We start from the raw sequence: 24,590 nt of genomic DNA, 5'->3' as shown, positions 1-24,590 counted from the left end.
TCCCAGATTAAGAGTTCCCCCGATATATGCGTCTGGCCAAGTGGACATTCATTTGGATCGATCCCTACTCTCTGACTCGTCTGCAAAGTCACTCAGATCCCGTTGTTTCGGATTAGTTTCTTGGCTCGTATCGACAACGGGGTTCTCCCGATACCGTTCTAAACCCGCCTCAGCCCAATCAACGGGCGATTGGTGAAGATTTCGGGTTGCGTAGTCTGTGCCGGACTTGGCGTCCTTAACCGCACGTTTTCCACCTTTCTTGAAAGCTTGACCTCCCTTCTTTGCGTCGTTGACCCTCTTTTCCGAAAGGAGAGTCGTAGCTGCACTTCCAACAGCTCCCTTTGTTCGTGTCGCAGCCGACCCAGCTTTTTGAACAGCAGCACCACCCTTCCCACCAGTTGCCCACCTGTCAGCACCAGCTGCCCCATATCTCGCCTGCTCAATCAGAGCAGCACGAGTCGACTTCTCCCCCGACTGGTTCGTCGACGAGCCCTGAGAACTCGACTTACTCTTTGCCCCCTGTCGTCCGGAGATCCGCCGCGGCGACAGTCCGGCCATCGCCGCTGATTTGATGCCGACAAGTGCAGGGGCGACGAGCCCGATCAACCAGAAGAGGTACGCCTCGAGGACTTCCCCGAATCCAGGGTCACTCGCTTGTTGACTCTGGGCAGCGGTCGCCCCCTGGCCGGCCATGTCCGCGTACGCACCGGCGGCTGCAGCACCGGTCTGCAGGAGGCCAGCCATCACAATTCCGGCGAGGAGCATGTAGGCGGTCGCCCGAAGGACGGTCTTCGAGATCTCCGACGCGTAGCGAAGCGGCCCGAAGTCCAGGAACAACATTGCTCCGAGCACAGGTAGGAGGATGAACGTCGCATTGAACAAGAACTCCCGCAGGATGAAGACACCAAGCGCGAGGAGGATGCCTGCCACGGACACCATACTCAGGATGAGTCCACCGATGATCGCACCAGCACTCGACGCCGCAACCCCGTCGAGGCCTGATTGCAAGACCTCCGGGCCGAACGCAGCGCCGTAGTCAGCAGTGAAGATATGGCGAATAAGCGCGTTCGTCAACAGCAGACTGAAGTGCATGATCTGACGGGCCACGGCGACGAAGATGATCACCTTCAACGCTTTCCACACCAGCATGAAGTTCGTCACTTCGATCTGGTCGGCGAACGGTTTCGTTGCGACGCCCGCCATGAACATGATCACGAGCAGTTGCGGAAAGATATCTAGATTGTGCTGGAAAGCTGCCTGCATCCCAGGATCTGAGTAGGGACTATCGAAGATGATGAACGTGAGTATCCCGTTGGCGACGAGTTCACCGATAAAACCGAGAATCCCGGTCAGGATGTAGGTGAAAAAGTCCGCAATCCAGTCGGAGAATACAGCGGCAGGCGAAGCTACGGGCGTGTCAGGCAACAGAATCGCAATGCTGTGCAGACTGGCCGATAGTATCTCGGGACCGATGCTGTCATGAGCGACGTCGGTTGGGACGTGGTATTTCGAGCCATTCATTGTGTGTTCTGAGGTTGTTGTGGGGCTGTTGTGTGCGTGTTAGAGTCACCACTCGAGCGTCTGATGGGGCCCTAGCCCGTGTCCCTCCGCATGTACGCGAACGGTGCGAAGAAGATGACAAACGCGATCACCGAAACCAGCGCACCCGCGAGACTGGTCAGGAGTTGATAGATGTCAAACGGATCCGGCTGAAACGCGACTCGAGCCTGCACTGGCCCGTAGTAGGCGTTTTCGGAGGCGTCAGCCACACCTGCAAACGAGGCGGTGACGTAGAGGTCTCGCCGCTCGACGACGATGGCGCCGTCAGCGTTCGTCGTCGCTCGCCCTTGAGCCGCTCCTCGAAGCCAGAGTGTTCGATTCGTCAGCGGTTGACCAGTATCTGTGCCCGTCAGTTGGATTCTGGCATGGGTCTCGTTGAGAACCGTCGTAGAGAGGCTCGCGTTCTGCTCGCGAACGGTCTGGGTCGTCAGCGAAATCGAATCATTGTGGATATCGCGAACCTCCGTGATCGGCTGGTCGACGTTCGTAATGACGATCTTCGTATAGCCGCGAGGGGAAACCGAGGTGAGATTGACATAGCGGTCGAGCGGAGCCGCGCTGCCGGACATATTACTGCCATCCAGGTGCGTGATCTCTGGACCGGATGTGGCGTCCGTCTGTTGGGTCCACTCGAGCGTCGGCTGCCGGCGGTTCGCGATAAGCTGGACCTCGAGGACGTTCGGGAACGCGACGGTCTGCTGGCGCGTCTGTGCAGTTTCGAACTGCTGTGTGAGCGTTTGGGTAAGTCGTGTCTCGTTTCGGAGTGATAACGAGGGGACAGTGTACGATTCTGGAAGCAAGCGATGGCCGCGTGTCGCATTTAGGTATTGTCGCTGTGAGTAGACGCCCCAGACGTTCTGGATGCGTCCCTCTGCGTCGTCGAACTGCGCATAGCTCCAGAGTCGACGCTCAGAGAGCGATTGTGCCCCCTCGAACGTGAGGACGATTCGGTCGATATCCTCCTCAGTGCGAACGATCGTCTGTGTGACGCTGAGGTCCTGGTTCGTCGTAACAGTGACACGCTCACTGTCCTGGACTGTGTGCGAGAGTTGAAGCGTTTCATCGGTTGCGTTCGATAGCTGCCAGCTGCCGCCGTCACGGACGTAGATACTCGTCGTGGCGGCAACCGTCGAGTTGATCGTCGCGCGAACCTGCATCGTCGTCGGCTCGCTCGCGTTCGCGCCGTCGTACTAGAGTTGCCCTGGTGATTTCGAATTACTGGCCCAGGTCTGCTCCCCAATTCGGACGCTCCGATCGACCTCCTGATCGAGGAGGTCATAGGAGAGACAGGTCCTGGTGTCGTCGGTGACGGTGCATGTCTGATTCGGGAGGCGGGTCGAGTAATCGAGGTGAGTCAGGACGGTCCCGTTTCGGGGAATCAGCAGTCGTTCGCTTGTGTTTCCAGCGTGGGCTTCCTCACCAGCACCAATGCGAGTACGCGCTCCGTCCGCTGTACCGAGAATCGTGATATGGGCGTCTTTGATGACGGTTCCGTTCGAGCGCTGTGAATCAGGCAGCCAGAGACTCGTCGAGTCGTTGCGCTGGATGGATTCTAACTGGGCAAGCCGATACTCGCTGAGTGTCTGTTGATCCGGTCCAACGCGATACGGTGGCTGTGTCGTCGCGTAGGTGAAATCACGTACACGACTGATGTTTGCCAGGGAGGCGTTCTCCTCGCGGACAACATCTTCGATAGTGGGAAGCACGAACGGTGGAAGCGATCCGGAACCTGGATCTCGATCATCGGAGAGAAACGCTCGTGTTGCGTTGTCCGGCGCGATGCTGGCTGGCGTTGTGACTGCACTCACGACGGGGAGCGTGAGGAGGGCGACAAGCACCAGACCGGTGAGGGGACGACTGGCCGTCATAGATCAGTGTAATGGGGTGGAGCGGCGGCCCACTCTTGGTTCACCTCAAGTAGGATGCTCAGGGGATGACTGGAACGATCATCCCCGGGGCGAGGTTCTCGAAGAGACTGACGAACACGTTGTAGCTCACCGAGAGGATGATCATCCCGGCGCCACCCCACATGCCGCGCCAGCCCCATTGGGCGCGATCGGCGCTGCGCCTGGAGACAAACCAGACAGCGGCGCCGACGAGGAAGACGATCACGCCGATTTGACCGAGGGTTGTGGCGACGAACTCCTCAATCTGCGTGAGTGAGTTGTTGATTTCGTTTTGTTGGGCGGCAGCGACGCCTGTACTTGCGGTGAACACGATCAGGGCGACCAGGGATCGTGCGATACCTTGTCGATAGTGCATGATTCATCCATCTTACCGACGGTACTAATAACCTTAGATAATCTTATTGAAGTATTTCTCTTGGATGCTAGATAGCGGTTTTAATACATAGGAATAGTAAGGAAATTGTATTCAGGCGAGTATTCTGACGCAAGACAGTATCATCTATCCAGTGGTATTCAGACGGTAGCAAAGAGGCCGCGCGCCAGAAACAGGAAACTCGATCGACGCCGCGAGGAGACTGTTTCATCACTCTAATCGAATCGGTTGGAAGGTCCTGACACAATGACTCTAACGCCTCTGTTGAAATCTTTGACCAATGGTGGTGTCTGTGACCGTGCTGAACTCACAGCGCGAATGTGGCACGAGCTGAGAGGCAATCAGTGTGGGAGAGTGAATGCTCGGTGCATAGCGTGTACTGCTCACTAATTGGCCAACCAGCGGTAGATCGATCCCCTGTTCAGATCAGACAATCTTCTACCAGAAATGAACACACGTAAATGAACACACGCGTTTCTTTCTTGTATGCGACCCATACCCTCTCTTATCCGTTACATACTGTTTGAAGGATAGCAATTTAGCCGCTGTTTTTCACTTGCATCTTCCGGGCAAAGCGTACTGTCTATAGGAGCTATTCTATTGTTTGATGTCAAGAAAGCCAGATATGCCGTCCCCACACGGCGGGACGCCCAGACACGAAGAGAGAACGCACGGCGGGACGCCCAGACACGAAGAGCGAGCGACGAGCGATGAGGAGAGAAAGACCACTGATGAGGGGAGATCTCGTCCCCGGCTAATTGATGCAGTCACTCTCATCGGCCTTGGGTACGTGCTCCGAGATTGGGTTGGTCCAGTGAAAGAAAAGTTCAGTTCTGAGGGCGACGATTCCTTGAAACAGGGCCATGGAGTCACTGCCACGATCAAAGGTCGGACGTGGGGGATGACCCACAGCGCGGCCGATCAAGTCCAGCAGAGTGGTCAAAAAGTAGCACAAAAGACGGAGGCGACAACAGAGAACGTCGCCAATCGAATCAGAGAGTCCAGTGAGGGATTCAACGATCAGCTCGAAGAGGGAAGCAAACAGATCGGTGAGATGGTCGAAGAACGCGGTGAACAGGCCGGCGAGGTGCTCGAAGAGGCGGGTGAGATGGTCGAAAAACGCGGTGAAGAGGCCGGCGAGATGGTCGAAGAAGCCGGTGAAATGCTCGAAGAACGTAGTGAAGAGACGGGTGAGATGGTCGAAGAACGCGGTGAAGAGGCGGGTGAGATGGTCGAAGAACGCGGTAAAGAGGCCGGCGAGATAGTCGAAGAGGGTGGTGAAGAGGCCGGCGAGATGGTCGAAGAACGGAGTGAAGAAACCGGCGAGATGCTTGAAGAGGGTGGTGAGATGGTCGAAGACCGTGAAGAGGGTGATGAGATGGTCGACGAACCTCGTGAAGAAGTAGGCGGGATGTTCGGAGAAGGCGGTGAGGCGACTGGCGAAATGAACGAAGAGGGAGAAGACGATGAGTGGGACTCGAAAGAAAAGATGGGGGATGGCGGGACAGAAACAGTCGAAATGACTGATGAGGAAAAAATCGTAGAACGTATCCGTCAGACTCTATCAAAATAGGAAAGTCCTGAGATCCCGAGATTGAATGTGCGCAGTAAGCAGTCGCATGTAGCGGTTGGTTTCGGCCCACACATATGGAATAAATGAGAGTACCGTGCTAAACTCATCCTCTGTATGCAGCAGCCCCGAACTGACAGTGTCACGGTAGTCTGCTAAACTGGTGCTGCATACACAGCGCGAACCTTGCACCGTTGAACGGTTTGTAAACGGTGATGACGGGGTACGCTATGTAACAGCCTTCGGGGGGTACCAAAGTTTCGCTTTCTACGCTCCAGTTCTCGTGTAGGTCACGTCGAAATCTACCTGCCAGTCAGCCCCGTCGTCCGAGTATTCCCACGTACCCTCGATCACGTTGCCGTCATCGTCGATGTTGCTCGTGAAGCGTTGTGAGAACTCAGGTGCATCCCTCCACAGTCTCCAGACCTCATCGCTCAAACTCATCTTGTACATCCGGAAGACGTCGCGTGAATCGGCGTAGAGCATCCGAAATTGCTCGCTCGTATCGTCCAAACCGATAATTGAGACGGTAGAGCGCGGCGCGTTCTCGACCCACCCAGGAGGCAATGTCGAAAGATCACTTACCTCCGAACGTTGTACGAGGAACGCTCCGTCTTCTAGCCATTCGAATGTCACGTGTCCACCCTGTACGTTTGCCCATCCAGAGACACCTCGAGTTCCCATTCCCCGATGAGCCGGTTGAGTCGTTCGAGGTCCGGATTTCGACTCGGCGTTCGACCGTTCGCTTCTTCGTTTGACATGGTACTCGTAGTTCGCGAGCGATTTACCTAACTATTGTCCGCGATGGACGATTGGGAAATTGATCTCACCAGTAGGATATTCCGCAGTGTTGCACTCATCTTCTGTATTCAGCAGGCACCTCCTGTCAATTTCTAAGGGCTTCAACAGAGCCACTCTGACCCAAAGCAGAGACAACGAAAATATATAGTGAAACGAAGAATCTCAGCAAATCGCTTTGCTTTATCTATGCGAGACATGATAACTATCGAGTCCAATCTGGATTGAAGCATAGAATTTTAAGCATTGGTACTAGGATGGAAGCATATGGCTGATTCAAATCCACCAGACGAGGAGGGGGCAAGCGGCCGGAACCTTCCATCGACTGGTTCAATTGAATTTTCGACGTATAATATTCCGACAGACCTTACCGCCTTCCAGACCCATCTCCTCTGTCTCATCCACCGATTCGGCCCCGTCGAAGGAGTAAGCCTCCAGAACGCCCTCGAAGACCTCTACCCGGAAGACATCAATCATGGACGGTTGTACCCGAGCCTCGACCGGATGGTCGAGTCTGGACTGATCACCAAGCAAACGAAGGAAAAAGACAAGCGCCGGAAGGAGTACACCCTCACTGGTCGAGGCGAGTGGGTTGCAGAGGAGTATCACCAGTTCGTACGGGAGATGATTACTCCTCCTGCTGAATGAACAACCTGTGAATCCAATTTGTTTGGAGACGCGATAGTCAGGCCATTATTTTCGAATTTCAGTTTCAGTGCATAAAACCAGGGAGTTCTTGGTCGCCAGCCGTGTCGAGGTCGAGTCCCCACTCTTCGAGATCTTCGTCGGTAACCGGATCGCCACCGCCCTCATACAACTCAAGCGCGTCCGCGAGCATGGTTAGTGCTTCGGGCTTCGAATCGCCGAAGGAAGCGATACCCGTCTCGAGGTCGACAGCGGTGATGCTGCCGTCATCCTCGTGAATGAACTTCACCCCCTCTGATCCATTGTCGTGTGTCGCGGTGGCCATCTGGTCCAAAATAGGAGGAAGACGCTGATATGCGTTCGGTCAGTCTTCTCGGACTTGAGCTGATTTACGTCGAGATCAACGTCGCTATTTGCGAGGGCGTTGTTAGAAGTACGAGGACACAATCTGAAGGGAAAACGATGATCGACTCATCACTCATTGAAGGCGATCGAAACGGTGCAGTTCTCAGCGCCGACGGCGTCTACCGCTATCGCCTGTGGCGAACGTGGGACGCCTCGAAGCCGACACTGGCGTTTCTCATGCTCAACCCGAGTACGGCCGACGCGACTGAGGACGATCCGACGATTCGCCGCTGTCTCGGTTTCGCGAAAGAGTGGGGATACGGCTCGCTCGTCGTGGTGAATCTGTTCGCACTTCGAAGCCCCAACCCCGACGCTCTTCGCGAGAACGACGATCCCGTGGGCCCGGAGAACGGCGAACACCTTCAGATCGTCTGGAGGAAGCCGAGATGGTCGTCGCCGCCTGGGGTGCAAATGGCTCGCACCAGGGGCGGGCCAGCGAGGTCGCTGGACTCCTCGAGGGCGATTTCCACGCGCTCGATACGACGAAAGCTGGCCATCCAGTACATCCGTTGTACCAGCCGGCCGATGCTGATCTGATCCCGTGGAGTGCGGACGATCTCGAATCGTGAACCGCCCCAGTATCCACGCTGGCACTCGAGTGCAAGTTCTCGATGGCGGCCTCGGCGCGTCGGCTCGAATGCCGATCGTCGGCCACGATTGGCCTCATGAAACAAGGTCTGGAGGCGCGAATGTCGCACTTGATCCGATTCAGTTTGCGTAGGGTGTTGGTCGGTCAGTACAGAGTTGCTATTGATCACTCTGCAAGTTTCCAGCCGATCGAAAAACCCTGGCGTCGGACAGGGTTTTGCAGGCGATGCCTCAGTACGTCACTGGAGAGCCGTTGGATCGTATGCAGGATGCCACGGCGAGTCTCCAGGACAGGTATTGATACCAGCCCAAATCCGTATAAACCTACATGCTATGTCAAATATTACCACACTTGCGCCAAAAGTTCTGCATTCAGCGGGCAGTATATCTCTGTATTCAGCAGTCAACTCTTGTTATCTACTGGGGGTTTCAACAGAGCGTATTCGCTATACACAAGTGTTTTGGCGTTTCATGGAGTCCTTAAGTTTTTCTCTTCAGAATAGCCTATCGTCGCCGACCAGTGGGATGTATTCCTATTCCTGTATCCTCATTTGTCAGAGTAAGGCCCGTGGCTACTCTATTAGGTTGTTACTCTGAGCTCTCCATCGACCTCATAGAAATACCCACGTTCAAGAAGTCAAGTGAGTGCATGAGACTGTCTCGAAATCCAGTCTATACGGTGCGCAATCGATGTAGAACGAGGGTTCGATCGCCACGCTAACTGCGACGATACATCGTGATACCCACAGCTATTGCCCACAGGTAGAGTACTGGGAGTAACAGCGTCGCAACATCGAAAATCACGTGTCCCTCCGAGCCACCGCCGACGGCAGAGAGGAGCGGATAGAGCGCGGTGATGACCGTGAGCACGCCGAGCCCGACTCCCACCCCAACGACGTACCTAGAGACGAGTTCCGTCCGGCGGAGCGCCCATCCGAACAGCGCGATCCCGGTCCCCAAGATGATCGCGTACATGAGCAAGTGCCCGGCTCCGAAGGGGACGACGATCGAATCGAGAATCAGTTCGCCGCGTTCGGCCTCGCGTGCCCCACGCACATCCACGTACGCCCAGGTCACCCACTGGAGCCCGTTGAGAACGCCCAGTCCGAGGACACCGGCGCTCAGGTAGCCTGCCAACCCGCGTCTGAGCTCGGGAATCGCCCGGAGCAGGGCCACTACCCCAAAGGCAAGAATCGTTATCCCGAGTGCCCAGAATGCGTGGCTGAGCATCCCGAGCAACGGGGCGCCCGAGGGTGGTGTCTCTGCCTCTATAACGAGTATCCCGCCGACGAAAAACGGGACGCCGGCGAGGATTAGCGCCGCGATCCCGAGCCTCGGATCAGACTCGTCCCCGTTGCTGGGCGGGGCAAACGTGGCCGTAGCCTTTCCAGACATGACTAGTGTTTGAACTCGCGGACCAATTATTGTATCGATTACACGTCTGCCAATCGCTCTGAGAGGGATTCGGATGACACGAAATCAAGTAATAGGGCACGGGTGAAGAGTAATTATCGACTGGTAGTGGTTTTCAAGCCGACACTGCTTATCTCGAAGTTGCTTTCAGCCTCGGTATCCGAGTCAGAGATATGGAGATCACCTTTCTCGGAACGAGTGGAGCAGTTCCGACGACACAGCGGAACCCGAGCGCGATCCTGTTACGTCGGAAAGGGGAACGATTTCTCTTCGATGTCGGGGAAGGGACACAGCGACAGATGATGCGCTTCTCTACTGGCTTCGGAATCTCCACTATCTGTCTTACGCATCTTCATGGCGATCACGTCCTCGGTCTTCCCGGACTTCTACAGACGTTAGATTTCAATGAGCGAGCTACGCCCCTAGACATCTACACACCAGCAGGCACCTCAGGGGATATCGAAGATTTCCTCGATGCCTCGGGGACGACACCGGACTTCCGCGTCCAGATACATGATGCGCCCCCTGGCAATCCAGTCATCGAGCACGAGGAGTATACGATCCGAACTTTCGAAACAGACCATCGAACGCGTTCCGTCGGTTACGCTCTCATCGAAGACGAGCGGAAAGGCCGATTCGACCGTGAGCGAGCCGAGGAACTCGGCGTTCCTGTCGGCCCGAAATTTCAACAGCTCCATGAAGGATCTTCCGTCGAACTCGAGGATGGAACCGTCGTTCATCCCGAGCAAGTGGTTGGTGAGCCCCGTCCCGGACGTCGCGTCGTCTATACCGGCGATACTCAGCCGACGGAGGCTGTCATTTCAGCTTCAACAGATGCTGATTTACTCATCCATGATGCGATGTTCACACACGACCGGTCTGACCGAGCACAGCAAACGGGCCATGCGACGGCCCAGCAGGCCGCGACCGTGGCCTCTCGTGCCGGTGCTAAACGATTGGCCTTGACGCATATCTCCTCGCGATACGCAAGCAACGTGACGCCTCTCGAGAATGAAGCGATTGAAACGTTCGGTGATGATGCATTCCTCCCCGATGATGGAGATACGATTACGATTCCCTACCCTAAGACAGATATCGAATGATTCAGTACTCGCTTGCTGCCCGAAATTGTTCTCGTAATTGCCTCATGAATCGACGTGGATTGTCATCTGAATTTTAGACGTTGTTGAAATTCTTATTAAATCATGTGTTTTAGCAGTCATGCTGCAGTCAGCATGAGCAGGTGCCTGAAATCCACGACGGATCGGAAGTTAACACATATATCCGACACCGCGTGTTCCTCCTTTATATGCAATTCTGTGACGAGTGTGGTTCGATGATGCACACGGAGGACGACACGTGGGTGTGTCGCTCCTGTGAGAACGAGGAGCCGCGGGACTCGCAAGCAGAAGCGGCGATGGCGACCCAGGATGGACAGCGGGACGACGGGGCACCCGCCGTGGTCGACGCGACCCAGGGCTCCACCGAGACGATGCAGGAGCCCTGTCGGGCGGACGACTGCGACAGCGACCGGGCCTACTACGAGATGATGCCGAAGCCGGGCGGCTCCTACGAGTTTCGGCTGTTCACCTGCGTCGAGTGCGGCCACAAGTGGCGCGAATCCTGACGGCGCATCTCGCGAACCCCGCCGCTTACATATGCACAGACCGCCACATCAGACTCTCAATTCCCGGAGTTACGGAAATACAAGGAGAAAGCCCGCCCTTCAGGGCGGGGAGGATGTCAACGATGCATACGACCTTGATGCCGAGTACGTGATCCATGCGGCGGCGATGCCTCACTACGGGAGCGGCCGGGCGACCCCTCAGAGCATTCGCGACGCAACACGAAATACACTCGAGAAAGCCGATGAACTCAGCTGTGAATCCCTCGTCATTCCGATTCTCGGAACAGGAGTGGCCGTCTTCGACTTCGAGTCGGGTGCGCAACTCGTCTGTGAAGAAGTCTGGTTATACGAACCCACATCACTCACCGATGTTGGTGTGATCGCGTACTCGAAACCAGAGTATCAGACTGTTACCGAACTCGCAGATCGACTCCACTCGTCGTAGTTAGACTAATCTACACTCGATGGTTGCGAGATCCGTATCTTTTCTAATGGTGAAATCATCTGTGATGCGCTCACGGACCAATAATATACCATGGAATTCAACCCAGTATGTCTAATCGTTCCAATCGGCGTATGATAACAGCAATACTGTCTTTGATTTCTTCTCTCGTTGTCACACCCGTAATTAGGAGCTTTCCACTCGTGAACAGCAATACAACAGAGTCGGGTTCGTTAAGTCGATAGAGTAATCCTGGAAATTGTTCGGGTTCGTATTCGACAGCTTCGAGTCCAAGGCCGATCGCGATTGCGTTCAAATTCAACTGTTGGTTGAGGTCCGCATTGCTTACGAGATTCTGGATAGTAATCTCCTGAGCAGTGGGAATTTCGATCCCGAGATCGTGTAGCGTTTCAAAAACAAGTCGAAGCGCTGTGTCTGCGTTCTCCGCGCTAGTTGCGCCTGTACACACTATTTTTCCGGTTCGAAACAGTAGAACAGTTGCTTTTGGTTCTTGGAGTCGATAGATTAGTCCCGGGAAATGATCCGGATCGTACTGTACGTTATCCAAATCCTGCCCAAGAGCATCAAGTTCTATCTCTTGTCCGATTCCGGTCGATGCAACCACGTTTTGAATCTCGATGGTTTCGACCGCCTTTGTCATTGCAAGACGGTTTCTGTGTATCGTATAAAAACACGAGCATGCTGGCTTAACGATCGTACGATTCGAGAAATTATATCCGCGCCTGTAGTGCTTCGGACTATTTGACAGTATGACAGCAGCGCGGACTTTATCGAAGGTACATTGTATTTGGACGATTAGTCGGACATCAGCGAGTGCTTCTCAATCTCTCATCCCCTACATCACAACGACCCGCAAACATCATCCTACAGTATCATTTCTATCTTAAGTGCTGGTAGATGACCGATCATTGCCGTCGTGCATAACTACGCTCAGACGGCTACAGTACCGTTCGTGCGTACAAGGCTAAATCTGATCATAACTCAATTGGGAATTCAAGAGCAGGATCGGCATTAATGATGGCCGATAGATAGGGTTGTAACTGGTCAAACTGATCGGTTGGTTCCGCCAGTTTTCTCTTCGAGTTGTATTCGATGACTCCGGCCTCCTCCATCCTCGGGATATGTGCGTGCTTTAGCTCGATCCCAATCTGTGTCAGTACCTCAGCAGAAACCTCAGTGATAGACTCGTGATGATCGTGTTTGACGATAGCCTTTATGAGGTCGTTCACTGTCAATGACCGCTGTTGATCCGCGAATAGTGCGAGAACGATGCGACGACGTCGGCTCTGACACAGGTCGAGAACTGTGTCAAACTCAATAGTTCTGTTGATCATGATACCGCCCATATCAACACCAGTTGACCCCTCGGCTATACTTAATCCGAGAATTGCAACTGTGGCTGCACAGTGACGTAAGCAGTGATAGTGTACCGCCCTATAAGAGGGCATCTATAGCTTACACGACTTTTTTGGATGATTTTCCCGACCACCCAAAATTTGTCGTGGCTGAAAGCAGTACTCGCTCAGGACGTGTTTTCTTTCTCTGCGAATCCAGTTCGGGATGACCTAGTGAGAAATATCAAGTTCGTTAGGAAGTTCGCTCATGCTTGATTCGACGTATCGAAGTCCACTTTCTGATGTCCCAGAATAAGTGCATCTCGCAGTTTCTGCGAATAGGACGAACAGGTGACAGATGGGATCAATGCCTTCCGCGGCAATCTCATCTCTTTGTCGTCTTGTGCAGCTACAATCATCTTGGTTATATGTTTGATTTATGTTCGATGTCTCACTCGCACGCAGTGCAAGTCGGTTTCGTGGTTCGGTACAGACTCTGACGGGCATCTCGAAAATACGTCTCTTCTTCGATTACGCCGATCGATTCTAGTCGCTCTAATGCATAACGTACTGTACGCGGAGACAGAAGAGTTTCATCGATGAGCTGTTTCTGGGTCAGTTCACCTTCCAATTCAATCACCTTATAGACGAGTTTAGCGCTCGGGGGTAGGTCTGAGAGTTCTGTGTTCGACATTCGATAACCGTACACGATATCCTCTAACGCGAACCAGCAAATGACCTATGATCCGCTTTCACTTGAGTGATCAACTGAGCTAAAGAGAACTCATAACTTCTTTCAACGGCTGATGAATAGTACTCATATGCGAGTTACTGATGTCGAGACGTTCGTCGTCGATGCAGATTGGCGTAACTGGTTCTTTGTCCAGGTCAAAACAGACGAGGGAATTACTGGCGTCGGTGAAGCGCTCAGTGGAGAAGGATTGACCGCAGCGCTTGAAGCGACTGCTGACGCACATAAGCACTACCTCATCGGCGAGGATCCACTAAACCGAAAGCAAATCAGCCGGAAATTGCGTCGCTATCCATTTGCGTGGCGCGCAGGAAAACTGATTAACGCCGTCGCGTCTGCGTTCGACATCGCACTCTGGGATATCGCCGGGAAGTACTACGGTGAACCTGTCTGGAAATTGCTCGGTGGCAAAGTTCATGACGAAATTCCAGTGTATGCAAATGGCTGGCATATCGGGGAACGGACACCAGAGAATTACGCCCGCCACGCGAAAAAAGCGGTCGAAGAGCAGGGTTATCCGGCGCTGAAATGCGACCCGTTCGCTCACTATGAGTATTCACTGACTAATGATCAGATCGACGAAGTCGCCGAACTACTTGAAGCTGTTCGGGAAGCGGTCGGTTGGGATGTCGGAATTGCTCTCGACTGCCACGGACGATTTTCACGCCGTGGGGCGATTGAGGTCGCAAATGCTCTCGAAGAATACGACATCATGTTCATTGAAGAGCCCGTCGAACTCGAAGATCGAGATGTGATGGCCGACGTGGCTCACCACGTCAATATGCCCGTCGCAACCGGCGAACGCATCTATAATAACGAGACGATGGAAGAGATTGTTCGCAAACAAGCCTGTGACATCGTACAGCCCGACCTAACGAACTACGGAAGCTTACAGGAACTCCAGCACGCGGCAGCTATTGCCAAATCGAGGTACATGACGTTCGCACCCCACAATCCCAACGCTGGTGTGAGTACGGCCGCTGGTTTGCACCTTTGTGCAGGGGTCGAAAATCTCGAAGTGCTCGAACATATGAGTCGAGACGTCAAATGGGGCGACGAAATCGTCAAACATGATTTCGAAGTCGAAGACGGGGCGATCGAAGTACCTGACGAACCTGGTCTTGGTGTTGAATTCGACGCAGAGGCTGCGCGCCAATACCCTGGGGAACCGAAAGATAGCCACAGTCTCTTTGACAGCGATGGTGCGCTCAAGCGGCCATAAGGCTATTTAGTAACATATTTATTTTGACATAACGGATTTCAGCCTCGTTGAAATCCTAAAGCAGTGATATGTTTCGCTGGTCGTGCTGTATACAGAGGATGAGTGCAGCACGGCGCCCACGTTTATTTCACACTTTAAGTCCGAAACCAATCGGCGCATACAGCTGCTTATTGAACGATCACTTCAACATTTGCCCCACGGTGGGCTATCGTCTCTGAAAACGATATCAGTCAGGTCTGCTCGGCAGTGAATCTGAATGTCGATACAGTCTCCATTTGCACTTTCCACATCTTCTGGAAGAGACAAATTGTAGATTCGTCCTTCCGTCTCCGTCGAATACATAATAGGGCCTTGTTTAGACGCCGGAAAGAGGCACTAATTCCGGTAAACTAATCCACGTCAAAGGCAGAAACAAGCAGTGTGTCCTCCCATCTCTCACGTTTCACTGATCGTCTTGTTACGTTGGCGAAACGCGCTGTTTCGGGCGTTCCTGATACGGCAGTCAAGAAGGGTGACGGCGGATACGCTGGCTGGGTGGTTATCGTCCTCCATGGCCTCCGTGAATACCTCGACCTTCCGTACCGACGACTACTCGATATTCTTCACGAGATGCACGGAATCGTCGAGAAGATGGGCCTCAAAATCAGCGAACTTCCGGACTTCACGACCGTGTGCGTTCGGAAGCGGGAACTTAAGATGGCTGTCTGGCGAACGCTCCTCCGACTCTCCGCTGATCTTCACGACACCGGTGAGGTACAGGCTATCGACGCAACCGGCCTCGACCGACACTCGGCCAGCCGCCACTACGCGAACCAGACGGACTACACCTTCAGATCGGTGAAGACGACTGCGTTAGTCGATTGTGAGACCGGTGCCGTGTTGGATGTCCACTGCTCGATGCAGCAACCGCACGACACGCAAGTCGGATGCCAAGTACTCACACGGAATCTCGACCAGCTTCAGACGGTCACTGCCGACAAAGGCTACGACTGGGACGCCCTTCGTCACCGCCTACGGGAGGCGGATGTTCGCCCTGTGATCAAGCATCGTGAATTTACGCCATTAGATGTAGCTCATAACGTTCGCCAAGATGATAATGCCTATCATCGGCGGTCTGCGGTCGAGGCGATCTTTTTCGCTCTCAAACAGCGTTATGGCGATACGCTCCGGGCACGAACGTGGTTCGGTCAGTTCCGCGAAATTGTGTTAAAATCCGCTGTCCGAAACATCGAGATTGCTATCTGCTTCAAGACACGCTTCTCGCGTGTGATCCGTTCATATTGGTCAATACTGGGGAAGAACATACTACACTAGCCGCCAATCTACCTACTATTCGTCAAAGTGTGTGTGAAGATATAAAATATTTTAAGTTTGGAGAAGCTTGGTGACAATAGTTTCAGACGATTCGATACGACCGATCAACGTAGGATCGCCGTCGGTAACGTAGTGGTATTCGGGGATTGATTCCAAGTCTCGGTAGAGATCGATAAACGCGCCGAGGTCATTCGTCTCGAAATAGGTAATGTACTCGTAATCGGTGAGACCGCTGGAATGGTAGAGCTGACGGCGGATACGATCGAGGTAGGGGAGCGCCACTTCGATGTGATCTCGCATTTTTTCAATGCGGTCAGATTCGGGAAGATTCCACCATGCGGCGTTTTTATCCACAGGGATGATGATCGCGTAGTCCGGCGGTTCCGTTCCTTCGAAGGTCGCTGCCTTTTCGATTGCATCGAGATCAGGTGTTTGCGGGAGGTAGACGGCATCCCGGATAATCCCAGTAAGCACATCGATGAGTTTCGAGTACCGTCCAAACGATGTGGCCTGAAACTCTCGGAGGACTTCCTGAGCAGTGGTCAAGTCGTGCGCATGGATACGGACAAGGTAGTCCACTCCGGGGGTAAGCTCACTCATTAGATACGTATCAACGAGCACTTCTTCTGGCCTATTGCTATCTTCAAGGATGTTGCAAACTTCTTCAGTGGAGATCTCGACATCATCGTCGGCTGTTTGAGGCCGTTCAAGTTGATATGCTGCAAACAGTCCAACCACGCCATTCTCTTCAAGCATATCCGACCCATGGCTAGTTATACCCATGTTTTTACAAGACGTAATCCGTCTTCATAATGGTGCGTCCCTAATCCTGTGGCTATTGTCGTTCTGAGCCACCTATCGAAAGTGTCCACGATCTCAGCGATAGATTTACACGCCCAACTGACCGAGTGTTTTATTCCGAATTTGATCTAAAGAGTGAGGGGAGCAGCCTCGTTCTACTGTATATCTACGTCTAAACGAGGCCCATAATAGTATACTCACCGGGGTCAGCATCCCATGACTGCTCGATGAGGTTTTCCCCATCACCATCGATCTCGATAGCCTCTTCAAAGACTGTAATTCCCTCTCGATCAAGACGGAGCGTAATAGTGACCGGATCATCTCGCCAGTTACCGATCATAATGTTCCCGATTTGGATTTCGGATTCGGAGCTGGAGGCTGTACAGCCCGCAAGAGCTGAAAGAGCCACAGTTCCGATGATATGCCGGCGGGACAACTGAGGTGTATCCATATCATCCAATCATAATCACATTGATAAATGTTTTCTGGACAAGCACTATGTGCAGTTCCTGTACTGAGTGTTTGGTCTTCTGTGTAATCGCTCCTCGGGCAATGCCACATTCGCGCTGTGTATTCAGCAAACCACTTGTGTCCGTTTCCAATGATTTTAACAGAGCCCGGATTTCCTTTCTTGGGACCCGGAGGTACTTACGTTCGGAGCATCAAGGTTCACTCAACCGAAAGAGGCGCTGTCCTTGGCACAGTTGGGACGGAACGTTCGATTAGGCTATGCCGCCAAGGACGTGATTGACGTAGTTGCTCACGTTGCCGAACGTTCGTGTTCCTCCACACGATGGCCATTCTGGCTCTCATATCTGTGCCGTAGGACTGCTATGATCGGGTCTACCAATGGAAATTGAAATTGCGACAATTGGCGGATACGAAGAAGTCGGCCGACAGATGACTGCTGTCCGTGCCGGTGACGACATTGTGATTTTCGATATGGGACTCAACCTATCGAAGGTCCTTATTCACGACAATATCCAAACAGAAGGGATGCACAGTCTCGACCTGATCGACATGGGCGCCATCCCCGACGACCGGGTGATGAGCGACCTCGATGGCGACGTACAAGCGATCGTTCCGACCCACGGGCACCTCGATCATATTGGGGCGATCAGCAAGCTGGCTCATCGGTACGACGCACCTGTCATCGCCACACCATTCACCCTCGAACTGGTCAGAGCGGAACTCGAAGACGAGCAAAAATTCGGCTCTGAAAACGATCTGATCACGATGGACGCGGGCGAAACGATGCGTATCGGCGATCAGGGTTGTGAGCTTGAGTTCGTCAACGTCACCCACTCAATCGTTCAGGCGATTAATCCAGTTCTTCACACGCCTGAGGGCGCGATCGTCTATGGACTGGACAAGCGCATGGATCACACACCGGTCATCGGCGAGCCAATCGATATGAAGCGATTCCGTGAGATTGGCCGCGAGGGTAACGGTGTCCTCTGTTACATTGAGGACTGTACCAACGCAAACAAAAAAGGACGTACGCCCTCCGAAAACGTTGCTCGAGAACATCTTCGTGATACGCTCTATAGTATGGAAGATTACGACGGTGGAATCGTTGCAACGACTTTTTCAAGTCACATCGCTCGAGTAAAATCCCTCGTCGAATTTGCCCGCGAGATCGGTCGCCAACCGATACTACTCGGTCGATCGATGGACCACTACTCTGGGACCGCACAACAGGTGGGTATCGACTTCCCATCGGACGTTCCGATGTACGGATATCGGCATGCCATTGATGAGACGTTCGAACGGATTATGAACGACGGAAAAGAGAACTTCCTTCCTCTTGTGACAGGTCATCAGGGGGAACCGCGCGCGATGCTCACGCGAATGGCTCGAGGCGAGACGTCATACGAACTCGATGACGGCGACAAGGTCGTCTTCTCTGCCCGCGTCATCCCTGAACCGACCAACGAAGGGCAGCGCTACCAGGCCGAAAAACTACTCGGTATGCAGGGTGCTCGCGTATATTCCGATATCCACGTGTCGGGTCACCTCTGTCAGGAAGGTCACTACCAAATGCTTGACGCGCTCCAGCCCCAGCACGTGATCCCTGCCCACCAGGATCTCAAGGGCTTCTCAGGGTACGTTGACCTCGCTTCGAATCAGGGCTACGCGCTCGGTCGTGATCTCCATCCGACGTCGAACGGAAATATTATTCAGCTCGTTTGAATTGAGGCGTAACCCCCACTTGGTCGAGTGATAGTACCTCTGATTTGTGGGGCACCTCTCCTGTGTGGATTACTCGTCGTCCTGTGCTTTTTTTGCTTTGATATCTTCGAGTTGACCGAGTAGATCGTCCGTTGAGCCACCAGTTTCGACAGTAATCGTTCCTTCGTGTTCGTGCTCGTGGACACTCACAGCTGCATCTTCATCGTCTTCTGTATCCTTATTTTGATGCTGTTGCTCAGACTCGTCGTAGCTTCCAAAACCCATAGTAGTAACACTGGGGCCCAGCGGTATAGTTCCAGCGGTTCAACTATCTCGGTATAAAGAGATGTCGTAAGTGAACGAAACCTACTTACGTACCACTAAAAAACTAGAATTCAGCTTCAGTGCGGCTACGTATCTTCACCCTTCATAGCTAGCCTCTATCGGATCTGATCGATCGGGCCGCACATTTGCTTGAAACCGCTTCATGCTCTCACCCCTGAGCGGTTACCATACACGCCCGTGAATCATGACCGTAGAATACGATCTTCCCTGTTCAGCATGCGGGGAGAGGTTCGAAGAAGCGACGGTTGACCCGTTGGAAGCAGGGGATTCAGTGACAACGACTGATTCGATCGTTGTCGCCGTATGCCAATCGTGCGGTGAACGGTACTATCCCGAACAGACACTCCGTACGCTCGATCAGTCATCGACTCCAGAATCGAACAGCTAGCGAACAACCTCAACTTGAAACAGATACCTATGCCAACGCCCGATTCCGAAAAACCACTCCGAGCAATCGATTTCGAGGAACTCCCGAACAGTCTCACCGAGGATTCAGTAATTCTCGTTGCAAAACCTGCGCCACTGGATGAGTACGCCGTCTCGCTACGGATTTTGGATCGTTTTACGTCTCCCGCAGAACGCCGAATTATCGTCACGACGGCTGTTTCTGCTGAACGAACGATCCAACAACAAATATTTCTCGCATCACCAGAATCTGGCCGATTCGGGGTTGTCGATGCGACTCCGCAAAATCACCCCTCTTCTCCATTCCAGAAGTATCCAGTCGTCTCGTTACCGCACTCGGTCGAATTGACTCGGCTCGTACTCGCACTCTGGGAGCTAGAAGCCTCGATGGCGAGCGATAGCCAGAAGACCCATTTTGGGATTCGATCACTCACGCCGCTACTCGCAGACGACGGTCTGGAACGCACCATCAGTGTCCTTAAACACCTCATCGAGGGGCGGACTGACTCGGGGCTCGTCGTCCTTGGTTTCGAGTACACCAAACACGATGAGGACACGCTCTCTGCACTGAAAGAGATCGTCGATGGAATCGTCTGGATCGAAGAACAAACAGTCGGTTCAATTTCAGCGGAGCACCGGCGAGTACACGCACATCTGGATGGCATATGATTGCGTTTTTCGAGCTTTGTTGAAACCCAATTCCCCACACGTATTTTAGAACGAAATAAATGCCCCAATACGAGCGCTTATTGAACATAGTCTTATAGTTAGGGCGATACAGCTAAAGCGGTAGGAATGTCGGTGTCAGAGGCACATCCTACCGTATGTTTCCACAATGGCATGAACAAACAAAGGTCTTTTTCAAATGTCTTGTATATTTCTGGTTTTTAGAGATTAAGCGCGTTTCCTGTGATCACCTATGCTGATGACTGAGGTATTAAACCTATCATCAATTGAGGTGGTCAAGAGGGCTGCTTTCTCCAAGCTGCCACACAGTCGAATGCAGAATCATCTCACGAAACTCCTACAAAACTTTTGCGTGAGCCAACGATAAACTCGAATCGGTTCCTGTTGCTCACCACTTCATGAGCGCACTTCGTCCATGAAAACGTACGAGAATGACGAAAAATGTCGTCACGCCAGTCAGCGCAAACGCACCCCCGACGTAGAAGACCGACGCCATACTCACCTCGACCATCAGCCAGCCGCCGAGCAAGGGAGCGATCACGCTTCCTGGACGCCAGACGAGCTCGCGGATACCGAAACTCGAGGCGACACCGCCTTCTTCGGTGCCTTCGTCGGCGAACAACGCCATGCTCGCTGGTTCGCGGAAACTATCGGCGATGCCGAGGAGTCCGGAGAGGAAAACGAGCGGGAAAAATGCCGGAGATACCTCGCCAATCAAGACGAGTTGATCGCCGGTCGAGTTGTATGGCAGCCACGCAGGGAGCGTGCTCCCAGCGAGTACAGCGGGAATTGCCACGACGAGTTCAGAGGGAAACCCGAGGGCCGCCCCTACCAACGGTGAAAGCGGGACAGCCAACGCGATGAGCCCGTAAGCTGCTCCACCTGCAAAGACGAACAGCGCCCGTCCATATCCGTCCGAGAGCCGTCCGGTAAACGGTTGACAGCACATATTGGTGAACTTTTCAGCAACGACCGTCAGCGCGACAGCGAAGCCGCCGTATGCAAGACCGCCTTCAGCGGCAGAGACGCCAGCGAAAATCGGCACCCACGTCCGAACGAGGGTTACAGAGAACGCGTACTGGAAGCGAAACGTCGAGAGCGTCAAGATGCGCCGATTGAGTGCCAACCCCGAAAACGGGAACCCTTCGATCCGCGTCTCGTCCGGGTTCAGAAACCAGAAGGTTCCGACCCAGGCGACGACCATGATACAGACGATGACGAGGAAAATCGGACCGAACCCGAACGCGTCGTAGAGCGTGCCCGCACTGATGCTGCCGAGAATCGACGCCCCGAAGCTCGCCGCGTTTGCCTTCCCGATGTAGTTTGCTCGCGTTCCCACATCGGCGATCTGACCGACCAACGACAGCGTCATCAGGCCAGTGCCCGTGACGGCGACGCCCTGGAGCGCGCGGATCGCGATGAACGAGGCGCTTGAGTCGACGACTGGGAACAGCGCGTAGACGCCAACGCCGACACCGAGCACGATAAGCAAGACGAGCCGCTTATCGAAGCGATCACCTGCCCAAGCAAGAGGGACGACGGCGACGGTTTGGGCGAGGGTGAACCCGGTCGTATACAGTCCGATGATGAGACCGGCGCTGATCGTTACGCCGAGAACGGTCGTACTCGAGGGATCGAGCGTATTGATGTAGTACGGCAGCAGCGTGATCAAGGTGATAAAGCCAAACCCTTCTGCGAAACGTGTGAGATAAAGTACCCAAAATTGGACTCGTTTGTCGTCCACACTCTGGTTTTTGACGATCCGAGTAAAGATATTTCGATTATCTCAGAGAGCGGAATCCACCGCTGCGAGAGAGCAGCTCGCGAGTACACACTGTTGCCAACGCGTGGGAAGCGGGTGGGTGCTATATTGTGCGGGCCGAAGTGGTATCGACTGATGCCCGAAGAAGAACTTTTCAAAACGGAGGAATCACGATCCCGAGCGGAGATTGCCGAGGTCCTCATTGCCGCTGCCGAACAGATCAAAACCGGCTCTGTCCACCTGGAGAGTGAGACAGAGGAAGAGCGCGTGACGATTCCCGACAGGACGACGTTCGAGATCGAACTCGAGCGACTCACCGACTCCGAAACCGGCGAGAAGCGGTACGAACTCGAGTACGAAATCCGATGGACAGAGTAACGTCGTCATCCTCGGTCAATTGCCACGAGCAAGCGTTCGCATGATGGCGAACGACCGCCCCGTTGCCAGAGATCCGCTAGTGCCCCCTCACTCGAGAACGGGTGTCAGGGAAACCGGAACGTCTCCAAATTCTTCGGCTGATACGTCCTGACGTTGTGATTCTGGTACAGTGCGGAGGAGAGTTGATCTGTCGCCTGTTCGTCGCCGTGAACGCAGAGAATCGTCTCCGGTCGGGGGTTCATCTCGTCGACGTACTGTTCGAGGCTGGCTCGGTCGGCGTGGCCGGAGAAACCGCTCACCGATTCGATCCTGAGTTCGAGCGTCAGGCGATTCGCGCGATCAGCCCGTCCAGGGAGGGAGATTTCCACGTTCCCGCCCTGAATTCTGCGCCCGAGGGTCCCCTCGGCCTGGTACCCGACGAACAGGAGGGTGTTCGTCTGATTCGGTCCGAGCAGTTCGAGCCAGGACATGATCGGCCCGCCGGTCACCATCCCCGACGTCGAGAGGATCACGCAAGGGTCGCCGCTCGCGATCTCCTCGCGCATCTCCTGTCCGCCGTCTACTTGCCGGAACTGGTCTGCGATGAACGGATTCTCGTCTTCATGGAGGATACGCTGTTGTAGCCCATCCCTGAGGTAATCGGGGTACGCCGTGTGAATCGCGGTCGCTTCCCGAATCATGCCGTCCAGATAGACCGGCATCGTCGGAATCGTTCCCTCTCGCATCGCCTCCTCCAGGACCAACATCAGTTCCTGGGAGCGACCGACTGCGAACGCGGGGATGACGACGATCCCGTCCTCCTCGTACGTCTCCCTGATGATTTCGTGGACCTTCGCTTCGCTCTCCTCGGTGTCCGTCTGATAGTCGCCACGGCGACCGTACGTCGACTCCATGACCATCGCCTCCGCGCGAGGGAAATCGTTCACGGCGCCGTTGAACAGCCGCGTCGGCTCGTAGTGAACGTCGCCCGAGAAGAGGATGTTGTAGAACCCGCTTCCGATGTGAAAGTGAGCGGACGCACTTCCCAGGATGTGCCCCGCATTGTGCATCGTCAGTTTGACGTCAGGTGCGATGTCGGTGACGTTACCATACTCGACTGGAATCGTGTGCTTGATCGCCTGTCGGACCTGCTCGCTTGAGTACGGCGGCGTTCGACCCTCCTTCGAGGCCACGGTCAGATAGTCCAACTGCAACAGCCCCATCAGATCACGCGTCGGTTCAGTCGTGTAAACCGGTCCGTCGTATCCGTACTTGAACAACAGCGGAAGCAACGCACTGTGGTCGAGGTGAGCGTGGGTCAGCACCACGGCGTCGATACCCGTCAATGGCATCGCCTCGGGCGCATGAAGGTAGGGAACTTCCCCCTCGGCACCCGGTTTGTCGCCGCAGTCAATGAGAATCCTCGTATTTGGGGTGTGAAGCACGAAACTCGCGCGACCGACTTCGCGACAACAACCCAGCGTCGTGATCCGCACCCACTCGAGGTCCTTTGCGGGTTCGCCGTGTATCTTCTCGCCGACCTTTGCGAGGAAGTCGCGTCGTTCTCCGCGTTCCTGGGTCAGGAAGTTCCTGACGCTGTCGACGGTCGAGGACTCCATCGGCGGCGTTCGAACCACTTCCAGGTTCCAGCCGATCTCTCGGGTGATCTCGCGGAGCGTACTCCCTCGCTGTCCGATGACAAGCCCCGGCTTCTCAGCTTCGACAATCACTTCTCCGATCGTCGGATAGAACTCGAGATCCTGAATGTGGGCCTCATCAGGAGCAATGTCGCGAATTTTCGTTTCTGCGTCCGACGGACTCGACTGTGCCCCCGGCGCTGGCCGTATCGTCACCCGTTTTTGGAGTGACCGTGCGAGGTCCCCGATGAGATCGCTGTTTTCAGCGAACTTGCGAGGGGTCTCGGTGTAGATGACGAGGTCTGGTCCCTCGTACTGGACTTCGGTAACGTCCAGATGTGAGGGCACCTGCGTGACAATGCGTTCGTGTAAGTCTGAGTGGGTCGTATCGTCGCTCATAGAGAGGGGATCGCTGTCTCGTTACAATCTGACCGAGATCGGTTGTTGTGGTCTA

25 protein-coding genes and 1 pseudogene are annotated in these 24,590 nt (G+C 54.2%); 11 read left to right on the top strand and 15 right to left on the bottom strand.

Translation table 11 applies throughout. The annotated features are described in order from the left end of the window. Window positions 1-48: 48 nt before the first annotated feature. The 4 genes from J1N60_RS20105 to J1N60_RS20090 form a co-directional block, all read right to left on the bottom strand. Window positions 49-1,521 (bottom strand): hypothetical protein, encoded by a 1,473-nt coding sequence (locus tag J1N60_RS20105; RefSeq protein ID WP_312912665.1) that lies wholly within the window; start codon window positions 1,519-1,521, stop codon window positions 49-51. Between the two features lie 71 nt (window positions 1,522-1,592). After that, window positions 1,593-2,717, bottom strand: a complete 1,125-nt coding sequence (locus J1N60_RS20100; protein ID WP_312912664.1) for a hypothetical protein — start codon at window positions 2,715-2,717, stop codon at window positions 1,593-1,595. A 33-nt stretch (window positions 2,718-2,750) separates the two neighbouring features. After that, on the bottom strand, window positions 2,751-3,428 hold the full coding sequence (locus J1N60_RS20095; RefSeq protein ID WP_312912663.1) for a DUF8186 domain-containing protein: 678 nt from the start codon (window positions 3,426-3,428) through the stop codon (window positions 2,751-2,753). 58 nt (window positions 3,429-3,486) lie between these two features. After that, window positions 3,487-3,822, bottom strand: a complete 336-nt coding sequence (locus J1N60_RS20090; RefSeq protein ID WP_312912662.1) for a hypothetical protein — start codon at window positions 3,820-3,822, stop codon at window positions 3,487-3,489. A gap of 625 nt (window positions 3,823-4,447) precedes the next feature. Between J1N60_RS20090 and J1N60_RS20085 the strand changes: the two genes are divergently transcribed. Further along, window positions 4,448-5,413, top strand: coding sequence for a hypothetical protein (locus tag J1N60_RS20085; protein WP_312912661.1), 966 nt, complete (start codon window positions 4,448-4,450; stop codon window positions 5,411-5,413). 264 nt (window positions 5,414-5,677) lie between these two features. Here the strand turns inward: J1N60_RS20085 and J1N60_RS20080 are convergent, their stop codons facing one another. After that, entirely contained in the window at window positions 5,678-5,896 is a 219-nt protein-coding gene (locus tag J1N60_RS20080; protein ID WP_312912660.1) for a hypothetical protein, read from the bottom strand. A 579-nt stretch (window positions 5,897-6,475) separates the two neighbouring features. Here J1N60_RS20080 and J1N60_RS20075 point away from each other — a divergent pair. Continuing rightward, a complete protein-coding gene (locus J1N60_RS20075) occupies window positions 6,476-6,856 on the top strand; it encodes a PadR family transcriptional regulator (RefSeq protein WP_312912659.1) in 381 nt (126 codons plus the stop codon). Between the two features lie 64 nt (window positions 6,857-6,920). On the opposite strand, the gene J1N60_RS20070 is transcribed toward J1N60_RS20075, so the two are convergent. Continuing rightward, on the bottom strand, window positions 6,921-7,178 hold the full coding sequence (locus tag J1N60_RS20070; RefSeq protein ID WP_312912658.1) for a type II toxin-antitoxin system HicB family antitoxin: 258 nt from the start codon (window positions 7,176-7,178) through the stop codon (window positions 6,921-6,923). A gap of 137 nt (window positions 7,179-7,315) precedes the next feature. On the opposite strand from J1N60_RS20070, the pseudogene J1N60_RS20065 reads away from it, so the two are divergent. Further along, a pseudogene (locus J1N60_RS20065) lies at window positions 7,316-7,827 on the top strand (DUF1643 domain-containing protein). A 736-nt stretch (window positions 7,828-8,563) separates the two neighbouring features. On the opposite strand, the gene J1N60_RS20060 reads toward J1N60_RS20065, so the two are convergent. Beyond that, window positions 8,564-9,241 carry a hypothetical protein gene (locus tag J1N60_RS20060; RefSeq protein WP_312912657.1) on the bottom strand — a complete coding sequence of 226 codons (678 nt, stop codon included), beginning with the start codon at window positions 9,239-9,241 and terminating at the stop codon, window positions 8,564-8,566. 191 nt (window positions 9,242-9,432) lie between these two features. On the opposite strand from J1N60_RS20060, the gene rnz reads away from it, so the two are divergent. The 3 genes from rnz (at window position 9,433) to J1N60_RS20045 (ending at window position 11,331) form a co-directional block, all read left to right on the top strand. Then, window positions 9,433-10,362: a ribonuclease Z gene (gene rnz, locus J1N60_RS20055; RefSeq protein ID WP_312912656.1), complete on the top strand. Its 930-nt coding sequence runs from the start codon at window positions 9,433-9,435 to the stop codon at window positions 10,360-10,362. Window positions 10,363-10,568: 206 nt separating this feature from the next. After that, complete coding sequence (locus tag J1N60_RS20050; protein ID WP_312912655.1) at window positions 10,569-10,886, top strand: RPA12/RPB9/RPC11 RNA polymerase family protein; 318 nt, start codon at window positions 10,569-10,571, stop codon at window positions 10,884-10,886. 31 nt (window positions 10,887-10,917) lie between these two features. Next, window positions 10,918-11,331 carry a macro domain-containing protein gene (locus J1N60_RS20045; protein ID WP_312912654.1) on the top strand — a complete coding sequence of 138 codons (414 nt, stop codon included), beginning with the start codon at window positions 10,918-10,920 and terminating at the stop codon, window positions 11,329-11,331. A gap of 97 nt (window positions 11,332-11,428) precedes the next feature. Here J1N60_RS20045 and J1N60_RS20040 read toward each other — a convergent pair whose 3' ends face one another. The 3 genes from J1N60_RS20040 to J1N60_RS20030 form a co-directional block, all read right to left on the bottom strand. Then, window positions 11,429-11,989, bottom strand: a complete 561-nt coding sequence (locus J1N60_RS20040) for a TATA-box-binding protein (RefSeq protein WP_312912653.1) — start codon at window positions 11,987-11,989, stop codon at window positions 11,429-11,431. Window positions 11,990-12,323: 334 nt separating this feature from the next. Continuing rightward, window positions 12,324-12,683, bottom strand: a complete 360-nt coding sequence (locus J1N60_RS20035; protein ID WP_425499371.1) for a DUF7344 domain-containing protein — start codon at window positions 12,681-12,683, stop codon at window positions 12,324-12,326. A gap of 451 nt (window positions 12,684-13,134) precedes the next feature. Beyond that, window positions 13,135-13,377, bottom strand: coding sequence for a MarR family transcriptional regulator (locus tag J1N60_RS20030; protein ID WP_312912651.1), 243 nt, complete (start codon window positions 13,375-13,377; stop codon window positions 13,135-13,137). Between the two features lie 127 nt (window positions 13,378-13,504). Here J1N60_RS20030 and J1N60_RS20025 point away from each other — a divergent pair, with 127 nt between their 5' ends. Beyond that, window positions 13,505-14,656 carry a mandelate racemase/muconate lactonizing enzyme family protein gene (locus J1N60_RS20025; RefSeq protein ID WP_312912650.1) on the top strand — a complete coding sequence of 384 codons (1,152 nt, stop codon included), beginning with the start codon at window positions 13,505-13,507 and terminating at the stop codon, window positions 14,654-14,656. Window positions 14,657-15,076: 420 nt separating this feature from the next. Continuing rightward, window positions 15,077-15,970 (top strand): IS5 family transposase, encoded by an 894-nt coding sequence (locus J1N60_RS20020; RefSeq protein WP_312912649.1) that lies wholly within the window; start codon window positions 15,077-15,079, stop codon window positions 15,968-15,970. A gap of 51 nt (window positions 15,971-16,021) precedes the next feature. Here J1N60_RS20020 and J1N60_RS20015 read toward each other — a convergent pair whose 3' ends face one another. Both J1N60_RS20015 and J1N60_RS20010 read right to left on the bottom strand, forming a co-directional pair. Next, entirely contained in the window at window positions 16,022-16,726 is a 705-nt protein-coding gene (locus J1N60_RS20015; protein WP_312912648.1) for a chlorite dismutase family protein, read from the bottom strand. Window positions 16,727-16,943: 217 nt separating this feature from the next. After that, on the bottom strand, window positions 16,944-17,222 hold the full coding sequence (locus J1N60_RS20010) for a hypothetical protein (protein WP_312912647.1): 279 nt from the start codon (window positions 17,220-17,222) through the stop codon (window positions 16,944-16,946). A 398-nt stretch (window positions 17,223-17,620) separates the two neighbouring features. Between J1N60_RS20010 and J1N60_RS20005 the strand changes: the two genes are divergently transcribed. Further along, the gene (locus tag J1N60_RS20005; RefSeq protein ID WP_312912646.1) at window positions 17,621-18,964 is read left to right on the top strand and encodes an RNase J family beta-CASP ribonuclease; all 1,344 of its coding nucleotides are present in this window, start codon (window positions 17,621-17,623) and stop codon (window positions 18,962-18,964) included. A gap of 69 nt (window positions 18,965-19,033) precedes the next feature. Here the strand turns inward: J1N60_RS20005 and J1N60_RS20000 are convergent, their stop codons facing one another. Then, entirely contained in the window at window positions 19,034-19,228 is a 195-nt protein-coding gene (locus tag J1N60_RS20000) for a DUF5786 family protein (protein WP_312912645.1), read from the bottom strand. 477 nt (window positions 19,229-19,705) lie between these two features. Between J1N60_RS20000 and J1N60_RS19995 the strand changes: the two genes are divergently transcribed. After that, window positions 19,706-20,362, top strand: a complete 657-nt coding sequence (locus J1N60_RS19995; RefSeq protein ID WP_312912644.1) for a DUF7504 family protein — start codon at window positions 19,706-19,708, stop codon at window positions 20,360-20,362. Between the two features lie 406 nt (window positions 20,363-20,768). On the opposite strand, the gene J1N60_RS19990 is transcribed toward J1N60_RS19995, so the two are convergent. After that, complete coding sequence (locus J1N60_RS19990) at window positions 20,769-22,124, bottom strand: MFS transporter (RefSeq protein ID WP_312912643.1); 1,356 nt, start codon at window positions 22,122-22,124, stop codon at window positions 20,769-20,771. A 153-nt stretch (window positions 22,125-22,277) separates the two neighbouring features. Here J1N60_RS19990 and J1N60_RS19985 point away from each other — a divergent pair, with 153 nt between their 5' ends. After that, window positions 22,278-22,520 carry an amphi-Trp domain-containing protein gene (locus J1N60_RS19985; RefSeq protein WP_312912642.1) on the top strand — a complete coding sequence of 81 codons (243 nt, stop codon included), beginning with the start codon at window positions 22,278-22,280 and terminating at the stop codon, window positions 22,518-22,520. A gap of 104 nt (window positions 22,521-22,624) precedes the next feature. Here the strand turns inward: J1N60_RS19985 and J1N60_RS19980 are convergent, their stop codons facing one another. Beyond that, window positions 22,625-24,535, bottom strand: coding sequence for a beta-CASP ribonuclease aCPSF1 (locus J1N60_RS19980; protein WP_312912866.1), 1,911 nt, complete (start codon window positions 24,533-24,535; stop codon window positions 22,625-22,627). Between the last annotated feature and the right edge of the window lie 55 nt (window positions 24,536-24,590).

The organism is Natronosalvus caseinilyticus, from assembly GCF_017357105.1.
Taxonomy (GTDB): Archaea; Halobacteriota; Halobacteria; order Halobacteriales; family Natrialbaceae; genus Natronosalvus; species Natronosalvus caseinilyticus.
Note: the sequence above shows the minus strand (reverse complement) of the source record. Positions and strands in the feature narration are given on the sequence as shown.